Raw genomic sequence first — 22,995 nt, forward strand, 5'->3', positions numbered from 1 at the left:
GCCCGGAAAAGTGTGCAGCGGTTTTCCGACAAGGCCATGCTCTCTATCAAGAGGCCCTAAGCGCGATGGCGGATCCGCCACGCGCCCGCAATCCGCAATCGGTGCTGTTCGCCTGCGCGATGAACAGTGTGCGCTCGCCGATGGCCGAGAGCCTGCTCCGTCACATGTTTCCGCAAGGCCTCTACGTGAAGTCGGCCGGCTCGAAGCGGGGCGAGCTCGATCCGTTTGCGGTGTCCGTGATGGCCGAGCTCGGCCAGGACATCTCGGCGCACAAGCCGCAGACCTTCGAGGAGCTGGAGGATTGGGAGGGGCTGAATTTCGACCTCATCATAACGCTCTCGCCCGAGGCGCATCACAAGGCGCTGGAGCTGACACGGACGCTCGCGGCCGAGGTCGAGTACTGGCCGACGCAGGACCCCACCACCATCGAAGGCAGCCGAGACCAGAAGCTCGCGGCCTATCGAGATGTCTGCGATCAGCTCTTGATCCGCATCCGCAGGCGGTTCGCGAAATTGGGCTCGGCGCCGGTCTGATCTCGTGCCCCGGACGCAGCGCATCGCTGCAGGCTGCGCCGCATCCGGGACACGAGGCCCTTGCGTAACACCCGCGTCACAGAGCGCAGGCAGATGCGTGTTTGAGAGACTCGAACCACCAAACCTCCGGTTCCCGGGTTGTGAAACCGGCCCCCTTCCGATAGGTTCCGCGCGCAATTCACCCCGCTTCATCCCCCAAATCACCTGATGCTCGGCCGCCCCAAATTCGTACTTGCCTCCGGTTCGCCGCGTCGGCTGTCGCTGCTCAACCAGGCCGGCATCGAGCCGGACGCGCTCCGGCCGGCCGACGTCGACGAGACGCCGAAGCGGGGCGAGCTGCCGCGCGCCTGCGCCAACCGTCTGGCGCGGGCCAAGGCCGATGCGGCGCTGAAGTCGGTGCAGCTCGACGACGACCTGCGCGGCGCCTTCATCCTCGCCGCCGACACCGTGGTGGCGGTCGGCCGCCGTATCCTGCCCAAGGCCAATCTGGTGGATGAGGCCGCGCAATGCCTGCGGCTGCTGTCGGGCCGCAACCACCGCGTCTACACCGCGATCTGCCTCGTCACGCCGCGCGAGGCATTCCGCCAGCGCCTTATCGAGACCCGCGTACGCTTCAAGCGTCTGTCGGAGGACGATATCCAGGCCTATATCGGCTCCGGCGAATGGCGCGGCAAAGCCGGCGGCTACGCCGTGCAGGGCATCGCCGGCTCGTTCGTGGTGAAGATGGTCGGGTCCTACACCAACGTCGTCGGCCTGCCGCTCTACGAGACCACGACGCTGCTGGGCGGCGAAGGCTTTCCGATCCGCTTCGGCTGGCTCAACACCACCGCGGTGTGAGCCGCGAGAACCCGCTCCCTGCAAAATTCGCGAAAACAACCCCATGCACAGTAGAATTGGCCTCGCGGACCCGTCGGCGACGCCTGCGCCGCCGTCCGAGGAACCCGTTTGCCGGCAGGCGCTTGACCTCTCTCACCCCGCGTAAGCCGCCCGGATCATGGACGACCACGTCAAAACGCCCGACGCTCCGCTCAAGCCCTGCCCGGTCTGCGGCAAGCCGCAGGCGCAGGCCACCCGCCCGTTCTGCTCCTCGCGTTGCCGCGACGTCGATCTGAACCGCTGGCTGAAAGGCTCCTACGTCATCCCCGGCCACGACGACGAAGTGGATGATGTTGAATAGACAAGTAATATCAATTCTTTAGAGGTGTCGGCGCCGCGCCGCGCGTAAGCAATGGCAGGACGGCCCCACCTTGTGCACAGCCGGGCCGAGCCCCGCGAAGCCAAAGGCGAAGCGTGGGTGGACAGGCAGCCCTCGGGCCACTATAAACCGCCCGCTCGATGGGCTTTGGCCCCTCTCTTGGAGCACGCCCAGGTAGCTCAGTTGGTAGAGCATGCGACTGAAAATCGCAGTGTCGGTGGTTCGATTCCGCCCCTGGGCACCATCCTCTTGCAAACCGAGCTTGGTTGCGACCGGTGGAACGCAGGCGGCGTGCGGCGCCCGCTTCTGCCCACGCGCACATGCAAGCGATGCGGCTTTTTATCTATTTTCGATCACCGCATCCTGACTTAGCCCGACGCATCCAGACGGCGGTGTCATGGAAGGCGCTTCCGCCGTTTGGCGGCACCGGATCGTCGCCGATCAGTTGGTTGACGCCAAGTCCTCCCGAGAAATCCGCATTCGGCCAGATTCCTTCGACGATCACGACCCCTGGGCGACCGCTTTGGTCGATTTTCGCCGGCAGTTCGAGCCGGCCGCGGCGATTGCCGATCTGCACGATGTCGGCATCGGCCACGCCTTGGCGCGCGGCGTCTTCGGGGTGGATGATCACGTGAGGCGCACCTTCGCGTTTCCGTGAGCTCTCAATTTCCGTGAAGGTGGTGTTGAGGAAGGTCCGCGCAGGCGGCGCAACGAGGCGGAACGGGTGCTCGCTGTCGGCAACTTCATAGTTCTCCATGAAGTCCGGCAACGGTCGCATGCCATGACCGTACGGACCGATCGCGGCCCAATCCGGCTTGAAATGGAATTTGCCGTCCGCGGTCGGGAAACGATTGGTGAAATGAGCGTCGTCGAACGGTTCGGCGCATTCCACCCAGCCGGTGGCGAAGGCTTCCGCCGCCGTTCCCCGCCCCGACGCAGTGAGCGTCTTGTCGATCAGCTCGAACGCGCTCATTCGAAAGCTCGGATGATCCGATCCCAGCCGCCGCGCGATGCCACAGACCACTTCGTGGTTGGTCCAGCTCTCCCGATAGCGGTCGAGGACGCGCGGGCCCGCGGTGATGTAGGTGTGCCCGAGGCCGTAATAGATGTCGTCCGCTTCGAGAAACATCGCCGCCGGCAGGACGATATCGGCATAGCGAGCCGTCGGCGTCATGAACTGCTCGTGCACGCAAAGGAACAGGTCTTCCCGGCCGAGCCCCTGAGCCACCTTGCGACTATCCGGGGCCACATTGGCTGAGTTCGCATTCTGCATGATCATTGCGGCGACCGGCGGCCCGCCCTTGAGGGCGACCGGGTCGCCGGTCAGGATTGCGCCGATGCGCGACTGGTCGAGTATGCGGGTGTGGGGATCGCGCATGTCGAGACCATGTGCCAACGTCGTATCGAGGCGCCAGTTGTCGAGCGCGAGAAAGAAAGCGCCGCCCCCCTTGTGTTGCCAGGAGCCCGTGATCGCCGGCAGGCAGGAAACCGTGTGCATGCTGGCGGCGCCGTTGCGCGAGCGGGTGAAGCCGAAGCCGAGTCGCAGGAAGCTGCGCTTGGTCTGCCCGTAAAGCCGTGCGATGTCGACGATCTGCGCGACATCGACGCCGGTCACCTGCGCCGCCCGCTCCGGTGGCCAGCTCTCGATGTGCCGGCGCACGTCGCCGTCGAAATCCGTCAGGCGTGCGAGATAGGCCTCATCCGCAAATCCCTCTTTCAAGAGGACATGCATCATGCCGAGCGCGAGGGCAGCATCAGTGCCGGGGCGGACAATGACGGCGATGTCCGCCGCAGCGATGGTCGGCGTCCGATAGACGTCCACCACGATCAGCTTCGCACCGCGTTTGCGCGCCCGCGCGATGTGAGTCATCGCGTTGACCTGGGTGGAGACGGGATTGCCGCCCCACATCAGGATCAGATCGGCCTCGATCATCTCGCGCGGGTCGCAGCCGCGCAATTCGCCGATGCCGGCCTTCCAACCTGACTCTGCCGGCGTCACGCAGATGGTGGTCTGCTGGCGCGAATAGCGGAAGGCGTGCCGCAGCCGGTCGAGACCCCAGCGCTGGATGACACCCATGTTGCCACCCGAATGATAGGGCCAGACAGCTTCGGATCCATGGCTCTGTGTCGCGCGGGTGAACCGGTCCGCAATCTCGTCGAGCGCATCGTCCCAGCTGATCGGCGCAAATTCACCCGATCCCTTGGTGCCAACGCGCCGCATCGGCTGGGCAAGCCGGTCGGGATGATGCACCCGTTCGGCATAGCGCGACACCTTGGTGCAGCAGACGCCAGACGTATAGCTGTTCTCGGCGCTGCCGCGAACGCGTCCGATTCTGGTCGATGACAAGCGTTCGACTTCCAGCGCGCAGGCGCTTGGACAGTCGTGCGGGCAAGCCGTCTTGACGAAGCTGCTGCTCGGCATGCGCGCCTCAATCGTTGCGGAATTCGGACGACCAATGCAGCAGTCGTCGCTCGATCGCGCTGATCAGATAGACGAGACCCACGCCGACCAGACTCAGGATGACGATCGAGGCGAACATGTCCGTCGCATTGAGCGTCGCCAGAGCCGTCGTCAGAAGATAGCCGACGCCGGTCGTCGATCCCACGAACTCGGCAAGCACCACGCCGATCAGCGCGAAGCTGATCGCATTGGGGAGCGATGCGAAGGTCCATGCCGCCGCAGTCGGAATGCGCACGCGCCAGAGGATCTGCGAACGTCGGCCGCCGAGCGTCCGGCAGAAATTCACCAGTTCCTGCTCGACGCTGTTCGCACCCTTGTAGGTATTGAAGAAGACGAGGAAGAACACCATGAACCAGGCGGTCACGACCTTCGAGGCGAGACCCAGGCCGAACAGCATCGTGATCAGCGGCACGAAGGCGATGCGCGGCATCGAGTTCATCGAGACGATGAAGGGGTTGAGCACCTTTGCCCAGAACCGGCTCTGGGCGAGCATCACGCCGACGGCGAAGCCGGACGCAGTGCCGACCAGCAGACCCAGGCCGGTGGCATAGAGTGTCGACGCCAGATGGGGCCAGATGGCGTTCTTGTCCGGCTGCATCCACTGCCAGATGCGCGCGCCGATCAGCGAGGGCCGGCTGATGAAGAACGGATCGAAGATCGTATTCTGCTGAAACCAGGTGATGCGCGTCAGCGCCTCCCAGACTCCGAGCACCACGGCCAGGATCAGAATTTGCGTGAGCGTGATCCGCAAGCCGCCGGCCGAACGACGCCGCGGCTGCGTCCTGGAAGCGCGGCCCGCAGACACCTCCGGGCCGGCGATCTGCACCTGGTCGCTGCTCATGCTGCCGCCCTGAACTGGTTGCCGAGCACCTTCCAGACGCGCTGGATATGAGAGGTGAACTGGCTCGATTGCCGCAACTCGAAGACGTCGCGCGGATAGGGAATGTCGATGACCTCTTCGAGCAGGATGTGGCTGGGTGGCGCCGACAGAACGATGACGCGGCTGGCGAGCGTGACCGCCTCGTCGAGATCATGCGTGATCATGACCACGGTTTGGCCGAGCTCGCGCCAGATCTCGAGCAGTTCACTGTGCAGATGCGTCTTGGTATGCGTATCGAGGGCGCCGAACGGCTCGTCGAGCAGCAGGATCTTCGGATCCACCGCGAGACTCATGCAAAGCGCGACCCGGCGGCGCATGCCGCCGGAAAGCTGATGCGGATAAGCCTCCGCAAAATTGCTGAGATGCGCGAGCCGCAGCAGCCGGTCGATCTTCTTGTCGGTATCCTGCCTGGCCGCGCCCGCGAATTTGAGGCCGAGACCGACATTCTGCCGCACCGTGTACCAGGGCAGCACGGTGTCCTTCTGGAAGATGTATCCCAGCGACGCCGGCACGTCGTGATCGACGCGCGCGCCGTCGACATAGACCTCGCCGCCGGTCGGCGGCATGAAGCCGGCGATCATGTTGAGGATCGTGCTCTTGCCGCAACCGGACGGTCCAACGATGCAGACGAACTCCCCCTTTTCGACGGTGAGGGAGACGTCGCCCACCGCCTTCACGATCTCGCCGCTCTTGCTCTCGAACGACTTGCCGACGTGACGAAGCTCGATCATCGCGCTCATGCCGCGCGCGCCTTGCGAACGAAATCCATGTTGATCGCCGCCTTGTACGGAATCTTCGCCATTTGATCGGGCGTGAACTGGCGGTCCTTGATGATGTTGGAGAGAAGCGCGTAGCTGTCCTCGGAAATGATGTTGTCCGGCGAAAAGACGTTCTGCTTGTAGAAGGTCAGGCCGCTCTTCACGGTCCCCTTCGGCAGCGAGCTCATATAGTCTTCGTGCAGCAACTCGGCGAGTTGCTCGGGAGAACTCGAATTGACGAGGTTCTGTGCCTTCACGAGGCCGGTGACCACCGCCTGGATCGCTGCCGGATTCTTGTCGATCTGTTCCTGCAGGACATAGCAGCCGATGCCCGGGACATCGCCACCGAAGGTCGATTTCCAGCTGGCATCGTCGCCGATGCTGAACAGCGGCACCGCCCAGTCCTCGCCCTTCATCTGTTCGAGCATGGCTGAGGTCGCGATCGTCGCGACCACCTGCTTCGATTTCAGCGCACCGAGCATGGTCGCAAAGTCGCCGAGGCCGCGGATATCGACATCCTTGGCGCCGCCTTTCTCGGCGATGAAGACGGCCATCAGCCAAGTGGCCGATTGGAGTTGAGTCACGGCCAGTCGCTGACCACTGAGGTCGGCGACCGACTTGAATTTGCCGGCGTCTTCCTTGCGGATCAGGATGTTCGCGTAGGTAATTCTGCGATCAAGCCCGAAAATGACCGTGGTGGGCTTGCCGGCAACGGTGGTGGCGAGGGCGTCATTGACGCCGCTGCATCCCACCAGCACCTGCCCCGCCGTGAGGATCTGCTTGGTGCGAGGTCCGCTCTGGGAATTCAGGTAGCCGACATCGATGCCGGCTTCCTTGAAGTACCCCTTTTTGAACGCGATGTAGGGCGCACTGTAGATGGGGTCGATGCCGGCAATGCCGAATTCGTATTTCGCGGACGACTGTGCTTTGGCTGCCGTGGACAGAACGAAGGGTGCGGCCAGCAACCCTTTGGCGACTTCGCGACGGCTCCACCGGCCGTTGCCATTTCTGCTCGTCATATTCCCCTCCGGAACGATCTGCTAACCGGCGAGGCAATCTTCGGACCTGCCTTAAAATTCATCAAACAGTAAATTGCGCTGACTGCGATCTGATTTTAAGATCGCTGGCTGATCGATCCGGCTGCAATGGCGCACCCATGAATCTCAAACAACTCGTGCATTTTCAGAATGTTGCGACTCATGGATGCATCACGACCGCCGCTGCACGTTGCAACATCGCCCAGTCGGCGCTTTCGAGCCAGATTGCGGCCCTGGAGGCCGATCTGGGGGTCCAGCTTCTTTTCCGTCACGCGCGCGGTGTGACGTTGACCCCCTGTGGCGAGGTTCTGCTGGATCATGCCCGGCAGATCCGTGCCCAATTCGAACTGGCCCGCCGGGAGGTTCGAGATGCTGCTGACGTGGCGGGGGAAGTCACCATCGGTATCCCCGTAAGCATGGCCTCGGTGCTGACGCTGCCGCTGCTGCAGGCCCTCGAGGTCGAATTCCTTGGCGCGCAGGTCCATGTGTTCGAAGGCCTGACAGGTGACCTGCGCGGCTGGCTCCGGTCGGGCAAGATCGATACCGGCATCCTCTATGGCGATGACCAGTCCGACGGACTGTCGCTGACCGGGCTTGCCGAGGATGAACTGGTGTTGTTCGGGAGAGTCGGCGAGGAGTCGGCGGGACGCCAGAGCATTGCATTCGAGGAACTCCCCCGCTGGCTCATCTACACGACCGATGGCGAGCATCCGGTGCGCCCATTGCTGAGCAAAACTGCAAAGACTCATCATCTCACGCTGAAATTCGGGGCGCAGATCAATTCCGTGGGGCAGCTCAAAGCCCTCGCGCGCGAAGGCCGTGGTCACACCATTCTCCCGCGCGTGGCGCTCGCAACGGAAGAACCGACCGAACGTGCGCAAATTCTGGCGATCGAGCCATCGATCAAATTGCGCAGCTATGTGGCTACCAAGACCAATCCAGGCCGCCTGGTCCGCAAGGTTGGCGATATCCTGCGCGACGTCGTCGAACGTCTCATTCGCAGCGGGGATTGGCCGGGAGCTCGTCTGCTGCAGGCGGACGCCTTGTCCGGGAATATTGATCAACCTTCGCCGGCGCGATCTCGCTTCGAAAAATAGCCTGTGCGTCCAGTTCCCTCGTTCCGGTGATGCGCCGTGGATGTCCTCTCGCAGCGCTCCGGGGTGTCGAAATTCGCGGTGGATTTCGTCAATTTTTGGCGCACCGGCGAAGACCCCTACGGTAACATCCTTGCGGAGACCGGCTGTATGAGCAAAGCCTGCGGGATCTGAGCGAGGTCGGATTGATGCGCGCCATCGCGAACCGCACGATAGCGGTGCTGGCGAGCCCCGGGTAGTCCGAGCGCACAGGGCCGCTGCGCCCTGAGCCGCGTCAGCTTTGGCGTGCAAAAACCAGCTGTCGGACGTCGATCTTTCCGGCTCTGAATCCTGCCTCGCAGTAGCACAAATAGTATTCCCACAGCCGGCGGAAGGGCTCGTCAAACCCGAGCGACGTCAGGTCCGTCCATGCCCGTCCGAAGTTCTCTCGCCAGAGTGCGATCGTCTTTGCATAGTCCTGCCCGAACACACGCTCGTGAATGACAGGCACCTCGAAGCGTTCGCCGAGCGAGTGCAGGATATTCGTCGAGGGCAGCATCCCCCCCGGAAAGATGTACCTCTGGATGAAGTCCACGCGCTGCCGATAGCTGTCAAAGAGCTCGTCGCGGACCGTGATGGCCTGGATTCCTGCCAGACCGCCCGGCTTGAGCCGCCGGTTCAGCTGATTGAAGTATGCTGGCCAGAATTGCTCGCCGACGGCCTCGATCATCTCGATGGAGGCGATGCGGTCGAAATGGCCTTCCTGGTCGCGATAATCCTGCAACCGGACCTCGACTTTTTCGGCGAGCCCGGCTTCGTGGATTCGTCGACGGGCAAATTCGTGCTGCTCCTTGCTGATGGTCAGGGCCACCACGCTTGCACCGTAAGTCTTCGCGACAAATTCGGCGAAGCCGCCCCAGCCGCATCCGATCTCGAGCACGCTCTGACCGGGCCGCAATTCGATGGCCTTCGCCAGTTGCTCGTATTTGTGACGTTGAGCGGCGGGCAGGTCGGCTGTCTCGGCCGGGAACAGGGCCGATGAGTAGGTCATGCTCGAATCGAGCCACGCAGCGAAGAACTCGTTTCCGAGATCATAATGCGAATGGACGTTGTGCCTCGACCCCTGTCTCGTGTTCCGGCGCAGTCGATGAAGCACCCGCCGGCAGAGCCGGACCAGCATGTTCCCGGCAAAGGCGCTCTCGACCAGCTCTTCGTTGAGACAGAACACGTAGAGAAGTTGGGTGAGATCGGGCGTGGTCCAATCGCCTCGAATGTAAGCCTCGGCCATGCCTATGTCGCCGCCTATGACGAGGCTGCGCGCGAACCTGTAATTGTTGAGCTCGATGGTGGCCGACGGACCCGGAAGCCGGCCGCGCAACGTGACGGTTCTCTGGTCGGGAAGGCGTACATGAACGGTGCCGTACCGGATCTGCGAAGCAAGGCGCAGAGTCAGTCGCGCAAGGAATGGGACACCATCGAATTGGACGGCCTGATGCGTGGCTGCGAGGTCCATGGTTCAAATCTCGCGTTGTCTCAAACGGGGCACGTACGGAGCACCTTTCAGCCAAAGCCGCAGCGCTTCCCAGTGGATCGCCGCGATCACCTTGAAGGTCAGGAAGGGCAGACCGAACAGCGCCGCCAATAGCGAGTGGCTGGTCAGAGGGCGGCGTCGTCCGCAGAACGTTGCCGCAAACATCGCGCCCTGCGCGCTCGTTTGCACGATTCTGACCTTCACCTCTTGCTCCGGTGGAGAAATGCTGAAGCGGTAATGCGTCTCCATCTCCATGAAGGGCGAAACGTAAAACTCCTTCGCCTGGCTTTGTCGTATCGTGCAGCCCGGTCGCGCATCTTGAACGGGGAGGATGTAGGCATGCATCTCACCGAAAGTGTTGCGGACCTCGTAGATCAACAGCGCGAGATCGCCGGACGCGCCGTAGCAGAAATAGACCGAAAGCGGGTTGAACACGTAGCCCAGAACCCGGGGATAACAGAGAAGGAGAATGCGGCCTCCGGAGAGATCGATGCCGCGCTCCGCTGCCAGCCCGCGAACGTGCCGGCTGAGGCTCGCGCTGCTGCCTTCGCCGTGATCGCGCTCGTGGAAGCTGAAGAGTGCTGCTCGATTGACGCCAAACAGCCTGGACTGGCGATCTGCTTCGTTCAACTGGTCGAGATCGATCAGCAGGCTCATCACGCGGTAGCTGAACCTGTGCTGCACGGGCCGCCATCGCGCGTGCATCACTTTTCCCCAGTAGAGCGCGGCGGGCGCTCTCGCATTCTCCGCTCTCGTTGGTTTCGCTCGGACCATCATGTTACTCAGCGGCCTGGACCAGCAACGGGTCCGTCTGACGCCATGGAACCTCGCCGCCAAGCGCCTCGGCAACGGAGATGCCGGCCTGCAAGCCGTCCTCATGAAAGCCGTAGCCGGTCCAGGCACCGCAGAACCACGTCCGGCGGCGCCCTTGGATCGCGGGGAGCCGTCGCTGCGCCGCGAACGCTGCCAGGTCGTATTGCGGATGGGCGAAGTTGAATTTTCCAAACGTCAGATGTGCCGCCGGCTCGAAGGGAGGGTTGAGACTGACGAACAATGGCTTGCTGTCGTCTACGCCCTGCAGCCGGTTCATCCAATAGGTCACGGCCACGTCGTTCTGGGCGGGCGTTTGCCGCGGCCATTGCAGGAAGTTCCAGGATGCCCATGCCTGGCGGCGCCTGGGCATGAGTTTGCGATCACGGTGCAGATAAACGGTGTTGGGGGCATACCTGATCGCGCCGAGAATGGACCGTTCCTGGGCGTCGGCGTCCGGCAGCGCCGCCAAGGCCTGATCGCTATGGCAGGCCATAACGACGGCATCGTAAGTCTCCGCACCGCCATGAGTGTCGCGGACCATCACGCCATGCTCCGATCGATGGATCGACGTCACTGCACAACCTAGCCGAATGTTGTCCCTGAACATAGCGGTGAGCTTGTCGACATAGCGCTGGCTGCCACCCTCCACGGTACGCCAGCGCGGCCGGTCCAGGTGCAGGAGCCGATGGTTGTCGAAGAAGGCGACGAAGTTTTCCGCCGGAAAGGACAGAATGTCGGCCGACGAGGACGACCAGATGGCCGCCCCCATTGGTCCGAGATAATCGGAGAACAGTCGCGGCCCGAATGATTCCTTGCGCAGATACTCGCCCAGCGTCAGGTTGTGCAGCCTGCCGGCGCGCAAGTCCGTAGCGCTCTGCCTGTTGAAGCGCAGGACCTCGGCCAGCATGCGAAGATAGGATGGCGATCCGAGGTTGCGCGGCTGTGCAAACAGCCCGCAAATAGTTTGCAGAATGGTCTCGCCGCCACCCCGCCATTCGAACCGACCGTGATCGGCGGACATGGAGAAGCTCATGCAAGTCTCGACGGTCCTCACGCCCAGCCGGGCGAGCAGCGCCGTCAATTGCGGATAATTCGCCTCGTTGAACACGATGAAGCCGACATCGACGTCAACGGCCTCGCCATCGTAGTCGACGCGAACGGTATGGCTATGTCCGCCTGGGCGCAGCTCGCGCTCGTACACCGTCACGGCATGACGTTTCGACAGGAGCCACGCGGCGGCATTGCCGGCAATTCCCGTCCCGATCACGGCCAAACGCATCCTCTGTCGCCCCCACTGGATACCGTCAATACGGTACTTGAAACGGTCGCTGCGCAAGGAAACGTTCGGCGGGACGGCGCGGATCACCTTGCTGATCATCGGCAGCCTGCCGCCGAAGGCGAAACCAGCTCCTGCAGCGGACGTATCGAGGACAGGTCAATTCCGGTGATGGCATGGCTTTGGTGCATGTTCAGGCATTAGGCGGCATCGCGCTGGCCCTTTGTGTCCTGATGGGACTGGCTTGGGTCGTTCAGCAGCGCACGGGGAATTCCGGATGGGTTGATGCAATCTGGTCCTACGCGACCGGCCTCGTTGGCGCCGGCGCCGCCCTGTGGCCTCTCGATGCCGGCGCGCCGGAACGCCAGGTGCTCGTCGGAAGCCTCGTGCTGCTTTGGTCGGTGCGACTAGGCACGCACATTGCGCGCCGGGCCGCAGCAGGCATCGACGATCCACGGTATGCGAACTATGCGCGTCAATGGGAGGCTGCGGCCCCTCGCCGGATGTTCCTTTTCCTGCAATCGCAGGCGCTGATCTCGGTGCCGCTGCCGTTCGCCGTCTTCCTCGCGGCGCACGCACCCGAGCCCGGACTGCGACTGCAGGACTACGCCGGAGCCGCCGTCATTCTGGCAGCCGTCACAGGCGAGGCATTGGCGGACCGCCAACTGCGCCGGTTCAAGCACTGCCGATCCAACGCCGGACTCGTCTGCGATGTCGGCCTTTGGCGGTGGTCGCGTCATTCGAACTATTTCTTCAAATGGCTGGGGTGGTGTGCTTACTCGGTCATCGCGCTGTCGCCCGGATATGCATGGGGTTGGGCCAGCCTGGCGGCGCCAGCGATCATGTACTGGATACTCGCGCATGTGACGGGGATACCCCCGCTCGAGGAGCAGATGCTGCAATCGCGCGGCGACCGGTATCGGGAGTATCAGACGCGAACCAATGCGTTCTTCCCATGGCTGCCGAAACGGGCACAGTGACGAGCCGGGCGTTGCGGCGCGAAGGGATTCGGGCTGTCGGCTGGCCCGCGAACAAACGGGCGCGAATGCGCGGATGTGATCCGGCGTGGCTCGCCGCTCGTTGTTTGATCGGCCGCTCGACGAACCGGCCGGACCAAATCGCACAGGGATCGGATATGAACCTTCTCTTCACCTATTTTTCGGTGGCCGTGACCTTCGTTGCAATCGACATGGTCTGGCTCAATATCATGGTCGAACGGCTTTACCGGCCGGTGCTCGGTGACATGTTGCGGGCCGAGCCGAATCTGGCGGCTGCGGCAGCATTCTATTTGCTTTATCCCATCGGTTTGATCTGGTTCGCCGTGCTGCCGGCGCAGCAAGACGGGAGCGCATTGCGTGCCTTCACGTCCGGCTTGATGCTCGGCTGCTTCACCTATGCGACCTATGATCTCACCAACCAGGCGACCCTGCGGAATTGGTCGACCGGGCTGACACTTGCGGACGTTTGCTGGGGATCGCTCCTCGCCGGCGTCAGCGCCTGGGTCGGATTCCTCGTTGCTCAGAAGCTGGCGCACTGAGCAATCCCTGACATTCAGCACGACAGAGCTGAATCGACCTTGGAGCATGCGTGCCGTCGGAGTTGAATCAGGTATGCCTTGGTATTCCGAGCAGGTCGAACGTCTCGCGGGTTTCCGCGATCTTGTCGGACAAGGAGATGAATGCGCCTTGAGCCTGCAGCTTCGCATCTTCGTCGAGCAAGAGGCACGCGAGATCGACCAGTTGATCGCTCATGCGCTCCATGGCAGCAAGTAGCCGATCGATGCCGGCTCCGGGATCGTCGGCTGCAACACGTTCGACGTCCCTCAAAACCGCTTCGAGCCGTGCGATCGAAGAGACGATCCGGTCCCCGCGATCGGGCTCGGGAAACGCGATGATCTCTGCGGCCATGATCGCGCTCTCCGGAGTCAGGCCGCGGCCGATGCCGCAAGGCAATCCTTGCGCACCGCCAGAATGGTTCGGTGAAGCCAGGTCTTGATGGTGCCGACCGGTACACCGAAGCGTCGTGACAGGCTGGCGCGGCTCTCGCCTTCGAGATAGGCCAGAGCCACCAGCCGGCGGCGATCTTCCGGCAAACGAGCCAACGCTCCGCGCGCGATCGGTTCTGCGCTGGCGTAGTCGAAATCCTCGATCGCTGACGGGTCGGCCCCTGCCGGAACCAGGAGCGCTTCGTTCAATTCGTAAGTTGCTTGCCTTCTGGTCCGCCGATGATCGATTGCGGTATTCCGGACGATCGCGGACATCCAGGCCATCGCCGGGGCGCGTCCGGGATCGAACCAGTCAGCCTTGCGCCAGATCTTCAGAAAGGTTTCCTGGAGGATGTCGTCGACCTCGTGAGGCGAGGATCCAACGGCCAGCGCTATCCTGCGCAGCCGACCTCGTGTCAACGCGTGGAGCTCTACGAAAGCACGTGTCTCGCCTGCGGAAACGCGTGCCAGCAGTTCAGGCAGCCTTTCGCTCGGCACCTGACTCGCCAGGCTTGAACCGGCCATGTCCTGTCTCCCTTGCGTTTGTTTCGAAACGCTCCGGGCACGGGTCCGGATCACCTCGCGGGAGAAGGACTCGAGAGAATCAAAGCCGCACGAACGGTCCGATCAATCGTCCGAGAAGACCGTTCATGCGCAGATCGCCGGTCATCGCGACCAGGCAGACGCATGGGCCCTCGTTGCCGACGATAGGACGATGATCGACCTCGTCATCGCCGTAATCGAAATCGCCGGGACCGAAGCGCCCGCCCTCGTGACTGAAGCTGCCCTCGAGCACGAGGGTCAGTTCGGTGCCGGTGTGAGTGTGTTCAAGCATGCGCGAGCCCGGCGCGGACCGAAGCAGAAAGGCGCGCGCCGTGCCTGGACTGGACAGCTCGATCGGCCGCATGCTCAGACCCGGCGCGATACGCCGGCGCTTGCCGATGCGATATTTTCGCAGTGCCGGCGGAAGATCATGGTCGGCGGCGGACGCAAGGGGGGCCTGCTCCGGTGCGTCATCCCGAGAAGCGCCAATTCGCGACATGACGCGATCGAACGCATCTGGCGCGATCGGCACCGGCTCGACATCCTCCAGCGCAGCGCCGGCAAGCTGCTCGATGGCTTGCACGAAACGAGCACACCGGGCACATCCCGCCACATGCACCCCTACGACCAGCTGATGGGCCTCTTCCAGCTTGCCGGCCGCGAAATCGGCCAGAAGATCTTCAGGCGGATGGTGGCTGATCGTCATGCTTCTTCGTCCAATATGTCTCTCAACCGGTTCATCGCCAGTCTGATCCGAGACTTGACCGTCCCGAGCGGAATCCCGAGCTGGTTCGCGATTTCCGGGTGCGCCCTTTCCTCGATGAAGGACAGCCTCACCACCATGGATTGCTCCGTCGAGAGTTGCTTGATGGCCGACGCGATTCGTGCGGCATCTTGCCCGCGCGAAATGATGGCATCGGCCGGCTCGGCTGGATCCGGTGTATCGGGCAGCTCGGAATCTGCTTGCAGACGGTCTGACCGCGCTCTGCGGCGGAACAAATCGATCCGCAGATTGCGGGCGATCGTGAATATCCAGGCCGCTGCGCCCGCGCTCGCCGGATCGAACTGGTTGGCCTTCCGCCACACTGCAATCATGGCGTTCTGGGCGATCTCTTCCGCCTCGTCGGAGCTGCACCCGGCTTTCTGCATCAGCCCTTTGATGCGGGGCGCGAAATGCTCAAACAACCGCTTGAAAGCGGCCCGGTCACCGTGAGCGGCGACGCGTCCGATCAAATCAGCCCAATCCACCTTTGCCTTTGGCCCTTTGCTCGCACCAATCGACAGCCGCGCCTCACCCCTCCGGGGCAAACCGGCTTCAGCCCAGATTGGCACATCTCTAGCCCGGATAGCAGCGATCATAGCGCCTCGACAAGCGACCTCTGGGCTGAGAACGACCGGGAACTGGCGCCAGATCACTGCGAAAGGCTCGATCATCGGTTCCGGAGCGCCAGGCCGCGCACGGGCCCGCGCCTGGCACTCGACTTGCTCAGTGAGGACCAAAGTCAGGCCTCGGCGGAGGAGGCCGTTTCAGATTGAGGCAAGCGATGCAGGAAATGTCCCGTTCTGGTGCCGGAGAACTCCGGCTCGATGCGTTGATCGCCGATTTGTGGTGGCGCGTTCGGCTCTTGAATACCGACATCCTCGAAGAGGAAGCTCGAGCCGGAGTGTTCGACGTGAACCAGCCGACCTATCCGCTTCTCGCGCTCAACCTGCGCGCCCGACGCGACAATCTGGTCGCGACGATCGGCGTGCTGGAGCAGCGGGCGAAGGCGTCAGAAGCGGCTTGATAGCGGTTCGCCGTTACGCTCGCACGTCAACGATTTGGCCGCCCGGCTTGTTGCCGCTTGGGAGCAGAACAGGGTGCAAGGCGCAGCATCGCATGGCTCGAATGCCTCCGGCGCTTGTCGGGGCATGAGTTGAATTCACGCCGCGCCTGTCTGTGATATGGCTGGCCTCTGCAATCCCGCGAGGCCTCCATGCTCCCCATTCCCGCCGATATCTTCACCGAGCCCGAGGACGTCTCGCCCGACGGCCTTGCCAATCTCGGCCCGCTGCGGCGGCTCGCCGGCACCTGGCAGGCGGACAAGGGCATCGACATCAATCCGAAGGCAGAAGGGCCGGAGCGGCGAACCTTCATCGAGCGCATCCGCATGGACCCGATCGATCCGCAGGCCAACGGGCCGCAGCTGCTGTACGGGCTGCGCTATCACATCCACATCAACACGCCCGAGGAAGACATCACCTTCCACGACCAGGTCGGCTATTGGCTGTGGGAGCCCGCGACCGGCTTGATCATGCAGACGCTGGCGATCCCGCGCGGCCAGGTGCTGCTGGCCTCGGGCAAGGCGGGGCCCGATAACAGGACAATCACGGTCACGGCCAAGCGCGGCGACACCGCTTACGGGATTTGCTCGACCGATTTTCTGGAACAGGCCTTCCGCACCGATGCCTACCGCTGCGACATCACATTCAACGACGACGGCAGCTGGGCCTATCTGATCCAGACCGAGTTGTTCGTGCGCGGCGCGCCGTTCAACCATCGCGACACCAACACGCTCCAGCTCGTCGCACCGCCGAAGCAGAACCCGCTGGCGGCGATCGTGAACGATCGCGCCAGGGAGACTGCAGCAGCTGATGATGGATCCGCGGCCTGAGTGCTGCCCGGAGGATTTCATGAAACCGCATGTCATCTGTTTGATGCATTCCAGCCTCGACGGCCGTACGCATCCCAGCCGCTGGCGTCCCAAGGGTGCCGGCACGGACTGGTTCGAGAAAGTCCATGACGAACTCGGCGGCGATGCCTGGGTGATCGGTCGCGTCACCGGGGCGGAATTCGCCAAGGGCAAACCCTATCCCACGGCGGACGCGACGTTCCCGCGCGAGAACTGGTTCGCGCGGCGCGATGCGAAGACCTATGGCGTCGTGCTCGATGCCCACGGCAAGATCGGCTGGGGGCGCTCGGACATCGGCGGCGACCCGATCGTCGTCGTGCTGACCGAGAACGTCCCGGATTCGCATCTCGCCGGGCTGCGCGGCGAGGGCGTGTCCTATATTTTCGCCGGCAAATCCGAGATCGACCTGGAGCTGACGCTGGACATTCTGGTCCGCGAGCTCGGCGTGAAGCGTCTGCTGGTCGAGGGCGGCGGCGTCGCCAATGGCGCGTTCCTGCGCGCCGGTCTCATCGACGAGTTCAACCTGATCCTCAGCCCCGCAATCGACGGCGCAAAGGGTGCACCCTTCGTGTTCGATTCCACGGAGGCGGATAGCGACAAGCGCGCGCCGATCGCCGCGATGACGCTGGAGAGCACGCGGGAGCTCGGCGGCGGCGTCCTGCTGCTGCGATATCTGATCAAGAACGAGCCTCAAACCGCGAGCCGGTGAGTCGCGGCGATGTCCGATACATCCGAGCACATCGTCATTGTCGGCGCCGGCGCGGCCGGGCTGATGGCGGCGCGCGAGCTGGCACGCGCCGGCAGGAAGGTGACGATCCTGGAAGCGCGCTTGCGCTGCGGCGGCCGCATTCATCCGCTGTCGCCCGCGGAGTTCGGCTATCCCGCCGATGGCGGTGCTGAATTCGTCCATGGCGAGGCGCCGGTCACGCGCGCGCTCCTGCGCGAGGCCGGGCTGTCGCTTCGGGAGATCGAAGGCGAGCAGTGGAGCTTTGACGGCACGACGTTTTCCCGCCACCATCGCCACGATCTTCATGAGGCGGAGCTCCAGGTCGTGCTGCGGGAGTTGAAGGACGACTTCACGGTCGCCGACTTCCTGCGCCGGCATTTCTCCGGGAATGACTATGCGCCGATGCGCCGTTCGATCGAACGGATGGTCGAAGGTTATGACGCGGCCGATCCTGAGCGCGCGTCCACGCTGGCGCTGCGCGCGGAATGGATGGATGGCGGACACGCTCCGCAGGCGCGCATCAATGGCGGATACGGCGTGCTGATCGACGCGATGGCGGCCGACTGCCGCAGGTACGGCGCCAATATCCGCCTCGGCTGCGCCGTGTCGGCCATCGCGGAGGATGGCGGTGCGGTGACCGTTCGCTGTGCCGGCGGCGACGTGCATGCTTGCGATCGCGTGATCCTCACCGTGCCGCTGCCGCTGCTGCGCGAGATCGCGCTGCCGGCAGGCACGCGCACGAAGCTTGCCGCCGCCGACGACATCGGCTTCGGCAACGTCATCAAGATCCTGCTTCGCTTCGCGCGGCCATGGTGGCGCGAGCGCAAGGAGGATCTCGCGGACATGACCTTCCTGTTGTCTGACGCGAGGATTCCGGTGTGGTGGACCCGGTATCCGGACCAGCAACCGCTGCTCACCGGCTGGTTCGGCGGGCCGCGCACGGCGGAGCTGGCGGCGCTCGATTCGCAAGCACTGATCGATGCCGGGCTCGATTCGCTCGCCGCCATCTTCAAGCGCTCACGCCAGGATATTGCGCGCGATCTCGTGGCGTCGGCTGCGATCAACTGGGCGCACGATCCCTTTGCCCGCGGTGCCTATTCCTGGGCGACGCCGCGAACGCGCGAGGCGCAGACGGTCCTGGCGCACGCCGACGGCTTGGTGCTGCTTTCCGGCGAAGCGCTCTATCGGGGCCGTGACATGGGGACGGTTGAGGCGGCGCTAGCAAGCGGCCTGGAGACGGCGACGCTGATCTTGCGGGGATAAAAAAAGAGGGCCCGCATCTCTGCGGGCCTCTTGTCTCATTGTCTTATGTCTTACCAGCGTCCGCCGCCGAAGCTGAACGTCACGCCGGGGCCGCCGCGGTGATATCCGTACGGCCCACCGCCATAGTAGCCATGGTGCCGCGGATAGTAGCCGTAGCTTCGGTAGTGGGGCCGATAATGGCCATGATGATGCCGCCAATGATGATGGCGGTGGTGCCAATTCCTGCGGTGCGCGCTGATATCGGTCGACTGGCTTTCTTGCGCGTGCTGCTTGGCGCCGTCCCTGTTGGCTGCATTCGCCGTCGATCCGCCAGCCAGCGCCGCAGCACCGACGACCATCGCGACAAAGAGATACTTCATGTCATCACTCCAGTTGAATGTCGCGAGACAACACATGAGGATGTTGCGCGTTCCGGCCGGTGCGGGCGTCGAAACGACGCAGCGGTTCCAGTTCGGGACGAAGCACGGGTGGCAGGAAGCATTGTCGCAGCACCGGCTCGATCGCGATGTCGCCATCACCTTGCCGCGATTGCCGCGATCGCGTCGCATTGTTGGCGACGACTCGCAAATGTGCCGTCGAGATTCGACAGCGTCATCGCGATTCTCTTCACGGATAGGAATGAAGGAAGTGGTGGCGCCCGGAGAGCGAGGCGAGCATCGCGCCGTTGAAGCCTGGCCGGTTTGCTGAAGATCAACGCGTCCAGGGCCGGCCGGCCTAGTCTCCCCAACTCCATGGGAATCGAAGCTATCGAAAGGACGCCATGTCACAGCCGATCAGTCAACCGCATGGGCTTGCCGACGTGACCACGCTTCCGGAGCTGCTGCGTTGGCGCGTGGGTGCGACCCCGGCGGCCGAGGCCTATCGTCATTTCGACGCGGCGGCGGGATGCTGGATCGGCAAGTCCTGGCAGGAGATCGACGCGGAGTTCGAGCGTTGGCGGCGCGCGCTGGCGGCGGAGGATTTCGCGCCGGGCGAGCGTGTCGCCATCCTGATGCCGAACGGCATCGCGCACATCGCGATGGATCAGGCGGCGCTGTCGCGCGGGCTCGTGCCGGTGCCGATGCATGCCGTCGACAACCCGGACAGCATCGCCTACATCCTCGCCGATTCCGGCGCGCTGCTGCTGTTCGTGGATACGCTGTCGCGCTGGCAGGCGATCACCGCCACCGGCCAGCCGCTCGACCATCTCAAGCGCATCGTCTGCGCGGATGCGGCGGGGCTCACTGCTGCCGACGCCCGCATCGTCGCGCTCGACCGCTGGCTCGCGGCCGCGCCGGACGCAGCCGCGCCGTTAGCTGACGTCGCGGTCGAGCCGGACGATCTTGCCGCCATCGTCTACACCTCGGGCACGACCGGCCGGCCCAAGGGCGTGATGCTGTCGCACGAGAACATCGTCGCCAATGTGAAGGCCGTCGCGCGACGCATCGCGGCCGTGCCGAACGACGTCTTCCTGTCGTTCCTGCCGCTCTCCCACACCTTCGAGCGTACCGGCGGCTATTACTATCCGATCGCGGTCGGCGCCTGCGTCGCCTATGCGCGCTCGGTGCCGCAGCTCGCGGAGGACCTGAAAGCGGTGCGGCCGACGGTGCTCGTCTCGGTGCCGCGCATCTATGAGCGCATCTACGCTCTGATCATGCAACATCGCGCGGCGGCCGGCGGCGCAGAACGCGCGCTGCTCGATCTTGCGCTTGCCGTCGGCGGCCGGCGCTTCGAGGCGCGGCAGCGTCGCGGCTCGCCGGCGCTGTTCGACCGGCTCACCTGGCCGCTCCTGAAGCGTTTCGTCGCCGACAAGGTGCTGGCCCAGTTCGGCGGGCGCCTGCGCGTTGCGGTCTCCGGCGGCGCGCCGATCGCGGAGCCGGTCATCCGCCTGTTTCTAGCGCTCGGGCTCGACATCCTTCAGGGCTACGGCATGACCGAGACCTCGCCGGTCGTTTCCGTCAATACGCCCGACGACAACGATCCGTCCTCCGTCGGCCGCGTCCTGGACGGTCTGGAGGTCAGGCTGGGCGAGCTCGACGAGCTGCTCGTTCGCGGGCCGAGCGTGATGCTTGGCTACTGGCACAAGCCGGAGGAGACGCGCAGGGTCAAGCAAGCCGACGGCTGGCTGCACACCGGCGATCAAGCCCGAATCGAGAATGGGCGCATCACCATCACCGGTCGCATCAAGGACATCCTGGTCACCTCAACCGGCGAGAAGATCGCGCCGGTTGATCTGGAAACCGCAATCGTCGCCGATCCCTTGTTCGAGCAGGCGTTGGTGATCGGCGAACGGCGGCCATTCCTTGCCGCGTTGGTCGTGCTGAATGCAAGAGCCTGGGTGCAGGAGAAGGAAAAGCTCGCGGCGAGCGGCAAGCAAGGCGCCGCGGCGGAACGGGCGGCGCTGCTGGCCAGAATAGCGGCCGCCGTGAAGGCCTATCCGTCCTACGCAACACCGCGCGCGGTATGGTGGACGCTGGATCCGTGGACCATTGCTGGCGGCCTGCTCACGCCGACGCTGAAGAACAAGCGCCCCGCGCTCGAGCGCCGCTTCGCCGCGGAGATCGAGCAGATCTACGCCAAGAAGCCGGTGGCGATAACGTCGACGTGATTCCGCCTCGCCTCGCCTTTGATCCAGCGCAACCTTGACCGCATCCGCCGGATGCAGTGTCGCCGCGAGATTGGAATGAAGAATCGAGGCAGGTCATGAAGGCGTATTTCATCGGCGGCGGCATTGGATCGCTCGCGGGCGCAGCGTTTCTCGTCCGCGATGCGCAGCTGCCGGGCCGCGACATCGTGATCTACGAGGCGCAGCCGTTGGTCGGGGGCAGCCTGGACGGCGCGCAGCTCGCGAACGGCGCCTACTCGCTGCGCGGCGGACGCATGCTCACCACCGACCATTACGAATGCACCTGGGATCTGCTCTCGAGCATTCCTTCGCTCAAGCGTCCGGGCCTGAGCGTGCGGGACGAGACCGTCGCGTTCAACGTGGAGAATCCGGCGCACTCCAGGGCGCGGCTGGTCGACCGCAACCGCTTCAAGATCGACGTCTCCCACATGGGCTTCTCCGCACGCGACCGGCTCGAGCTGCTGCGGCTCACCGAGGCTTCGGAGGAGACCCTCGGCAACAGCCGCATCACCGACTGGCTGTCGCCGAAGTTCTTCGAGTCCAATTTCTGGTACATGTGGCAGACCACTTTCGCCTTCCAGCCCTGGCATAGCGCGGTGGAGCTGAAGCGCTATCTGCACCGCTTCATGAACGAATTCCCGCGCATCGAAACCCTCGCCGGCGTCAAGCGCACGGTCTACAATCAGTATGACGCGATCGTACGGCCGCTTGCCGACTGGCTGAAACGCCAGGGTGTGCAATTCGTGCGCGGCACCCGCGTCACCGACATGACGCTCGAAGACGAGGCCGGACGTGTGCGTGTGCGCCAGCTCGTGCTCGATCGCGACGGCCGCACCGCCAACGTCCGCCTCGAGGACGGCGATCTCGTCTTCTTCCAGAACGGCTCGATGACAGATGCCTCGAGCCTGGGCTCGATGACCGAGCCGCCGCCGCGCCTGACCAAGGCCGACAGTCAGGGCTGGGCGCTGTGGGAGACGATCGCGAAAGGACGCCCCGAATTCGGCAATCCGTCGGCGTTCAACGCTTCGATCCCGGAATCATACTGGCTGTCCTTCACGGCCACCTGCCGCGATGCACGGTTCTTCGAGCGGATGGAAGCCTTCTCCGGCAACAGGGCCGGCACCGGCGGGCTCGTCACGTTCAAGGATTCCAACTGGCTGATGTCGGTCGTGCTCTATCACCAGCCGCATTTCGCCGGACAGCCGAAGAACGTGCAGGTGTTCTGGGGCTATGCGCTGCATCCCGATCGCGTCGGCAACTTCGTCGGCAAGCCGATGTCCGATTGCAGCGGCGCCGAAATCCTGAAGGAGCTCTGCGGTCACCTGAACTTCGATCCCACAGTGTTCGAGGATGCGATCTGCATTCCCTGCCGCATGCCCTACATCACCAGCATGTTCATGCCGCGGAGCATCACCGACCGGCCGCTGCCCGTGCCGAGCAATTCGGTGAATCTCGCCTTCGTCAGCCAGTTCGTCGAGATTCCCGACGACGTCGTGTTCACCGTCGAATATTCGGTGCGCGCGGCGCAGATGGCGGTCTATCAGCTGATGAAGATCGACCGCCCTGTGCCGCCGGTGACGCGGCACGACAAGTCGCTCGCCGTGATCTTCGCGACGCTGGAAAAGGCATTCGCGTGATGGATGG

The 22,995-nt window shown here is 63.8% G+C and carries 25 protein-coding genes and 1 tRNA gene; 13 read left to right on the top strand and 13 right to left on the bottom strand.

The genetic code is table 11. The features are described 5' to 3' along the window. Window positions 1-65: 65 nt before the first annotated feature. The 4 genes from ACYCVF_RS20435 (at window position 66) to ACYCVF_RS20450 (ending at window position 1,972) form a co-directional block, all read left to right on the top strand. Complete coding sequence (locus ACYCVF_RS20435) at window positions 66-533, top strand: arsenate-mycothiol transferase ArsC (RefSeq protein WP_459599345.1); 468 nt, start codon at window positions 66-68, stop codon at window positions 531-533. Window positions 534-740: 207 nt separating this feature from the next. After that, window positions 741-1,370 (top strand): Maf-like protein, encoded by a 630-nt coding sequence (locus ACYCVF_RS20440; protein ID WP_459599347.1) that lies wholly within the window; start codon window positions 741-743, stop codon window positions 1,368-1,370. A 157-nt stretch (window positions 1,371-1,527) separates the two neighbouring features. Then, the gene (gene yacG, locus ACYCVF_RS20445; RefSeq protein WP_459599349.1) at window positions 1,528-1,710 is read left to right on the top strand and encodes a DNA gyrase inhibitor YacG; all 183 of its coding nucleotides are present in this window, start codon (window positions 1,528-1,530) and stop codon (window positions 1,708-1,710) included. A gap of 186 nt (window positions 1,711-1,896) precedes the next feature. Further along, window positions 1,897-1,972: transfer RNA gene (locus ACYCVF_RS20450), tRNA-Phe, on the top strand. Window positions 1,973-2,071: 99 nt separating this feature from the next. On the opposite strand, the gene ACYCVF_RS20455 is transcribed toward ACYCVF_RS20450, so the two are convergent. From ACYCVF_RS20455 to ACYCVF_RS20470, 4 genes are all read right to left on the bottom strand, one after another. Then, the gene (locus ACYCVF_RS20455; protein WP_459612936.1) at window positions 2,072-4,075 is read right to left on the bottom strand and encodes a molybdopterin-containing oxidoreductase family protein; all 2,004 of its coding nucleotides are present in this window, start codon (window positions 4,073-4,075) and stop codon (window positions 2,072-2,074) included. A gap of 82 nt (window positions 4,076-4,157) precedes the next feature. Further along, window positions 4,158-5,030, bottom strand: a complete 873-nt coding sequence (locus tag ACYCVF_RS20460; protein WP_459599353.1) for an ABC transporter permease — start codon at window positions 5,028-5,030, stop codon at window positions 4,158-4,160. Further along, window positions 5,027-5,809, bottom strand: coding sequence for an ABC transporter ATP-binding protein (locus ACYCVF_RS20465; protein WP_459599355.1), 783 nt, complete (start codon window positions 5,807-5,809; stop codon window positions 5,027-5,029). Before ACYCVF_RS20465 ends, ACYCVF_RS20460 begins: the two co-directional genes overlap by 4 nt. Next, window positions 5,806-6,846, bottom strand: a complete 1,041-nt coding sequence (locus tag ACYCVF_RS20470; protein ID WP_459599357.1) for an ABC transporter substrate-binding protein — start codon at window positions 6,844-6,846, stop codon at window positions 5,806-5,808. The genes ACYCVF_RS20465 and ACYCVF_RS20470 overlap by 4 nt, the downstream gene beginning before the upstream one ends. A 137-nt stretch (window positions 6,847-6,983) precedes the next feature. Between ACYCVF_RS20470 and ACYCVF_RS20475 the strand changes: the two genes are divergently transcribed. Then, window positions 6,984-7,961 carry a LysR family transcriptional regulator gene (locus ACYCVF_RS20475; RefSeq protein ID WP_459599359.1) on the top strand — a complete coding sequence of 326 codons (978 nt, stop codon included), beginning with the start codon at window positions 6,984-6,986 and terminating at the stop codon, window positions 7,959-7,961. A gap of 271 nt (window positions 7,962-8,232) precedes the next feature. Here the strand turns inward: ACYCVF_RS20475 and ACYCVF_RS20480 are convergent, their stop codons facing one another. The 3 genes from ACYCVF_RS20480 to ACYCVF_RS20490 are packed head-to-tail and all read right to left on the bottom strand — an operon-like array spanning window position 8,233 to window position 11,560. Further along, window positions 8,233-9,450, bottom strand: coding sequence for a class I SAM-dependent methyltransferase (locus ACYCVF_RS20480; protein WP_459599361.1), 1,218 nt, complete (start codon window positions 9,448-9,450; stop codon window positions 8,233-8,235). 3 nt (window positions 9,451-9,453) lie between these two features. Continuing rightward, window positions 9,454-10,242, bottom strand: coding sequence for a DUF1365 domain-containing protein (locus ACYCVF_RS20485; protein ID WP_459599706.1), 789 nt, complete (start codon window positions 10,240-10,242; stop codon window positions 9,454-9,456). 4 nt (window positions 10,243-10,246) lie between these two features. Next, window positions 10,247-11,560, bottom strand: coding sequence for an NAD(P)/FAD-dependent oxidoreductase (locus ACYCVF_RS20490; protein ID WP_459599708.1), 1,314 nt, complete (start codon window positions 11,558-11,560; stop codon window positions 10,247-10,249). Between the two features lie 173 nt (window positions 11,561-11,733). Here ACYCVF_RS20490 and ACYCVF_RS20495 point away from each other — a divergent pair, with 173 nt between their 5' ends. Then, window positions 11,734-12,537 (top strand): DUF1295 domain-containing protein, encoded by an 804-nt coding sequence (locus tag ACYCVF_RS20495; RefSeq protein ID WP_459606602.1) that lies wholly within the window; start codon window positions 11,734-11,736, stop codon window positions 12,535-12,537. Continuing rightward, the gene (locus ACYCVF_RS20500) at window positions 12,513-13,094 is read left to right on the top strand and encodes a DUF2177 family protein (protein ID WP_459606603.1); all 582 of its coding nucleotides are present in this window, start codon (window positions 12,513-12,515) and stop codon (window positions 13,092-13,094) included. The genes ACYCVF_RS20495 and ACYCVF_RS20500 overlap by 25 nt, the downstream gene beginning before the upstream one ends. A 67-nt stretch (window positions 13,095-13,161) precedes the next feature. Here the strand turns inward: ACYCVF_RS20500 and ACYCVF_RS20505 are convergent, their stop codons facing one another. The 4 genes from ACYCVF_RS20505 to ACYCVF_RS20520 form a co-directional block, all read right to left on the bottom strand. Beyond that, window positions 13,162-13,464, bottom strand: a complete 303-nt coding sequence (locus tag ACYCVF_RS20505) for a hypothetical protein (RefSeq protein ID WP_459599367.1) — start codon at window positions 13,462-13,464, stop codon at window positions 13,162-13,164. A 17-nt stretch (window positions 13,465-13,481) separates the two neighbouring features. After that, window positions 13,482-14,066 carry an RNA polymerase sigma factor gene (locus ACYCVF_RS20510; RefSeq protein WP_459606604.1) on the bottom strand — a complete coding sequence of 195 codons (585 nt, stop codon included), beginning with the start codon at window positions 14,064-14,066 and terminating at the stop codon, window positions 13,482-13,484. Between the two features lie 79 nt (window positions 14,067-14,145). Next, window positions 14,146-14,790: a ChrR family anti-sigma-E factor gene (locus ACYCVF_RS20515; protein WP_459599371.1), complete on the bottom strand. Its 645-nt coding sequence runs from the start codon at window positions 14,788-14,790 to the stop codon at window positions 14,146-14,148. Beyond that, the gene (locus ACYCVF_RS20520) at window positions 14,787-15,332 is read right to left on the bottom strand and encodes a sigma-70 family RNA polymerase sigma factor (RefSeq protein ID WP_459599710.1); all 546 of its coding nucleotides are present in this window, start codon (window positions 15,330-15,332) and stop codon (window positions 14,787-14,789) included. The genes ACYCVF_RS20515 and ACYCVF_RS20520 overlap by 4 nt, the downstream gene beginning before the upstream one ends. Window positions 15,333-15,628: 296 nt before the next feature. On the opposite strand from ACYCVF_RS20520, the gene ACYCVF_RS20525 reads away from it, so the two are divergent. The 4 genes from ACYCVF_RS20525 (at window position 15,629) to ACYCVF_RS20540 (ending at window position 18,746) form a co-directional block, all read left to right on the top strand. Further along, the gene (locus tag ACYCVF_RS20525) at window positions 15,629-15,871 is read left to right on the top strand and encodes a hypothetical protein (protein ID WP_459599373.1); all 243 of its coding nucleotides are present in this window, start codon (window positions 15,629-15,631) and stop codon (window positions 15,869-15,871) included. A gap of 189 nt (window positions 15,872-16,060) precedes the next feature. Beyond that, window positions 16,061-16,738 (top strand): FABP family protein, encoded by a 678-nt coding sequence (locus ACYCVF_RS20530; RefSeq protein ID WP_459599375.1) that lies wholly within the window; start codon window positions 16,061-16,063, stop codon window positions 16,736-16,738. Between the two features lie 19 nt (window positions 16,739-16,757). After that, window positions 16,758-17,465 carry a RibD family protein gene (locus ACYCVF_RS20535; RefSeq protein WP_459599377.1) on the top strand — a complete coding sequence of 236 codons (708 nt, stop codon included), beginning with the start codon at window positions 16,758-16,760 and terminating at the stop codon, window positions 17,463-17,465. A 9-nt stretch (window positions 17,466-17,474) separates the two neighbouring features. Next, window positions 17,475-18,746, top strand: a complete 1,272-nt coding sequence (locus ACYCVF_RS20540; RefSeq protein ID WP_459599379.1) for a flavin monoamine oxidase family protein — start codon at window positions 17,475-17,477, stop codon at window positions 18,744-18,746. A gap of 50 nt (window positions 18,747-18,796) precedes the next feature. Here the strand turns inward: ACYCVF_RS20540 and ACYCVF_RS20545 are convergent, their stop codons facing one another. Next, a complete protein-coding gene (locus ACYCVF_RS20545) occupies window positions 18,797-19,105 on the bottom strand; it encodes a hypothetical protein (RefSeq protein ID WP_459599381.1) in 309 nt (102 codons plus the stop codon). 4 nt (window positions 19,106-19,109) lie between these two features. Then, entirely contained in the window at window positions 19,110-19,313 is a 204-nt protein-coding gene (locus tag ACYCVF_RS20550) for a hypothetical protein (protein ID WP_459599383.1), read from the bottom strand. 193 nt (window positions 19,314-19,506) lie between these two features. Here ACYCVF_RS20550 and ACYCVF_RS20555 point away from each other — a divergent pair, with 193 nt between their 5' ends. After that, window positions 19,507-21,333 carry an AMP-dependent synthetase/ligase gene (locus tag ACYCVF_RS20555; RefSeq protein ID WP_459599385.1) on the top strand — a complete coding sequence of 609 codons (1,827 nt, stop codon included), beginning with the start codon at window positions 19,507-19,509 and terminating at the stop codon, window positions 21,331-21,333. A gap of 56 nt (window positions 21,334-21,389) precedes the next feature. Further along, window positions 21,390-22,988: an oleate hydratase gene (locus tag ACYCVF_RS20560; RefSeq protein ID WP_459599387.1), complete on the top strand. Its 1,599-nt coding sequence runs from the start codon at window positions 21,390-21,392 to the stop codon at window positions 22,986-22,988. The last annotated feature ends 7 nt before the right edge of the window (window positions 22,989-22,995 follow it).

The sequence above is a fragment of the Bradyrhizobium cedriense genome (genome assembly GCF_054602315.1).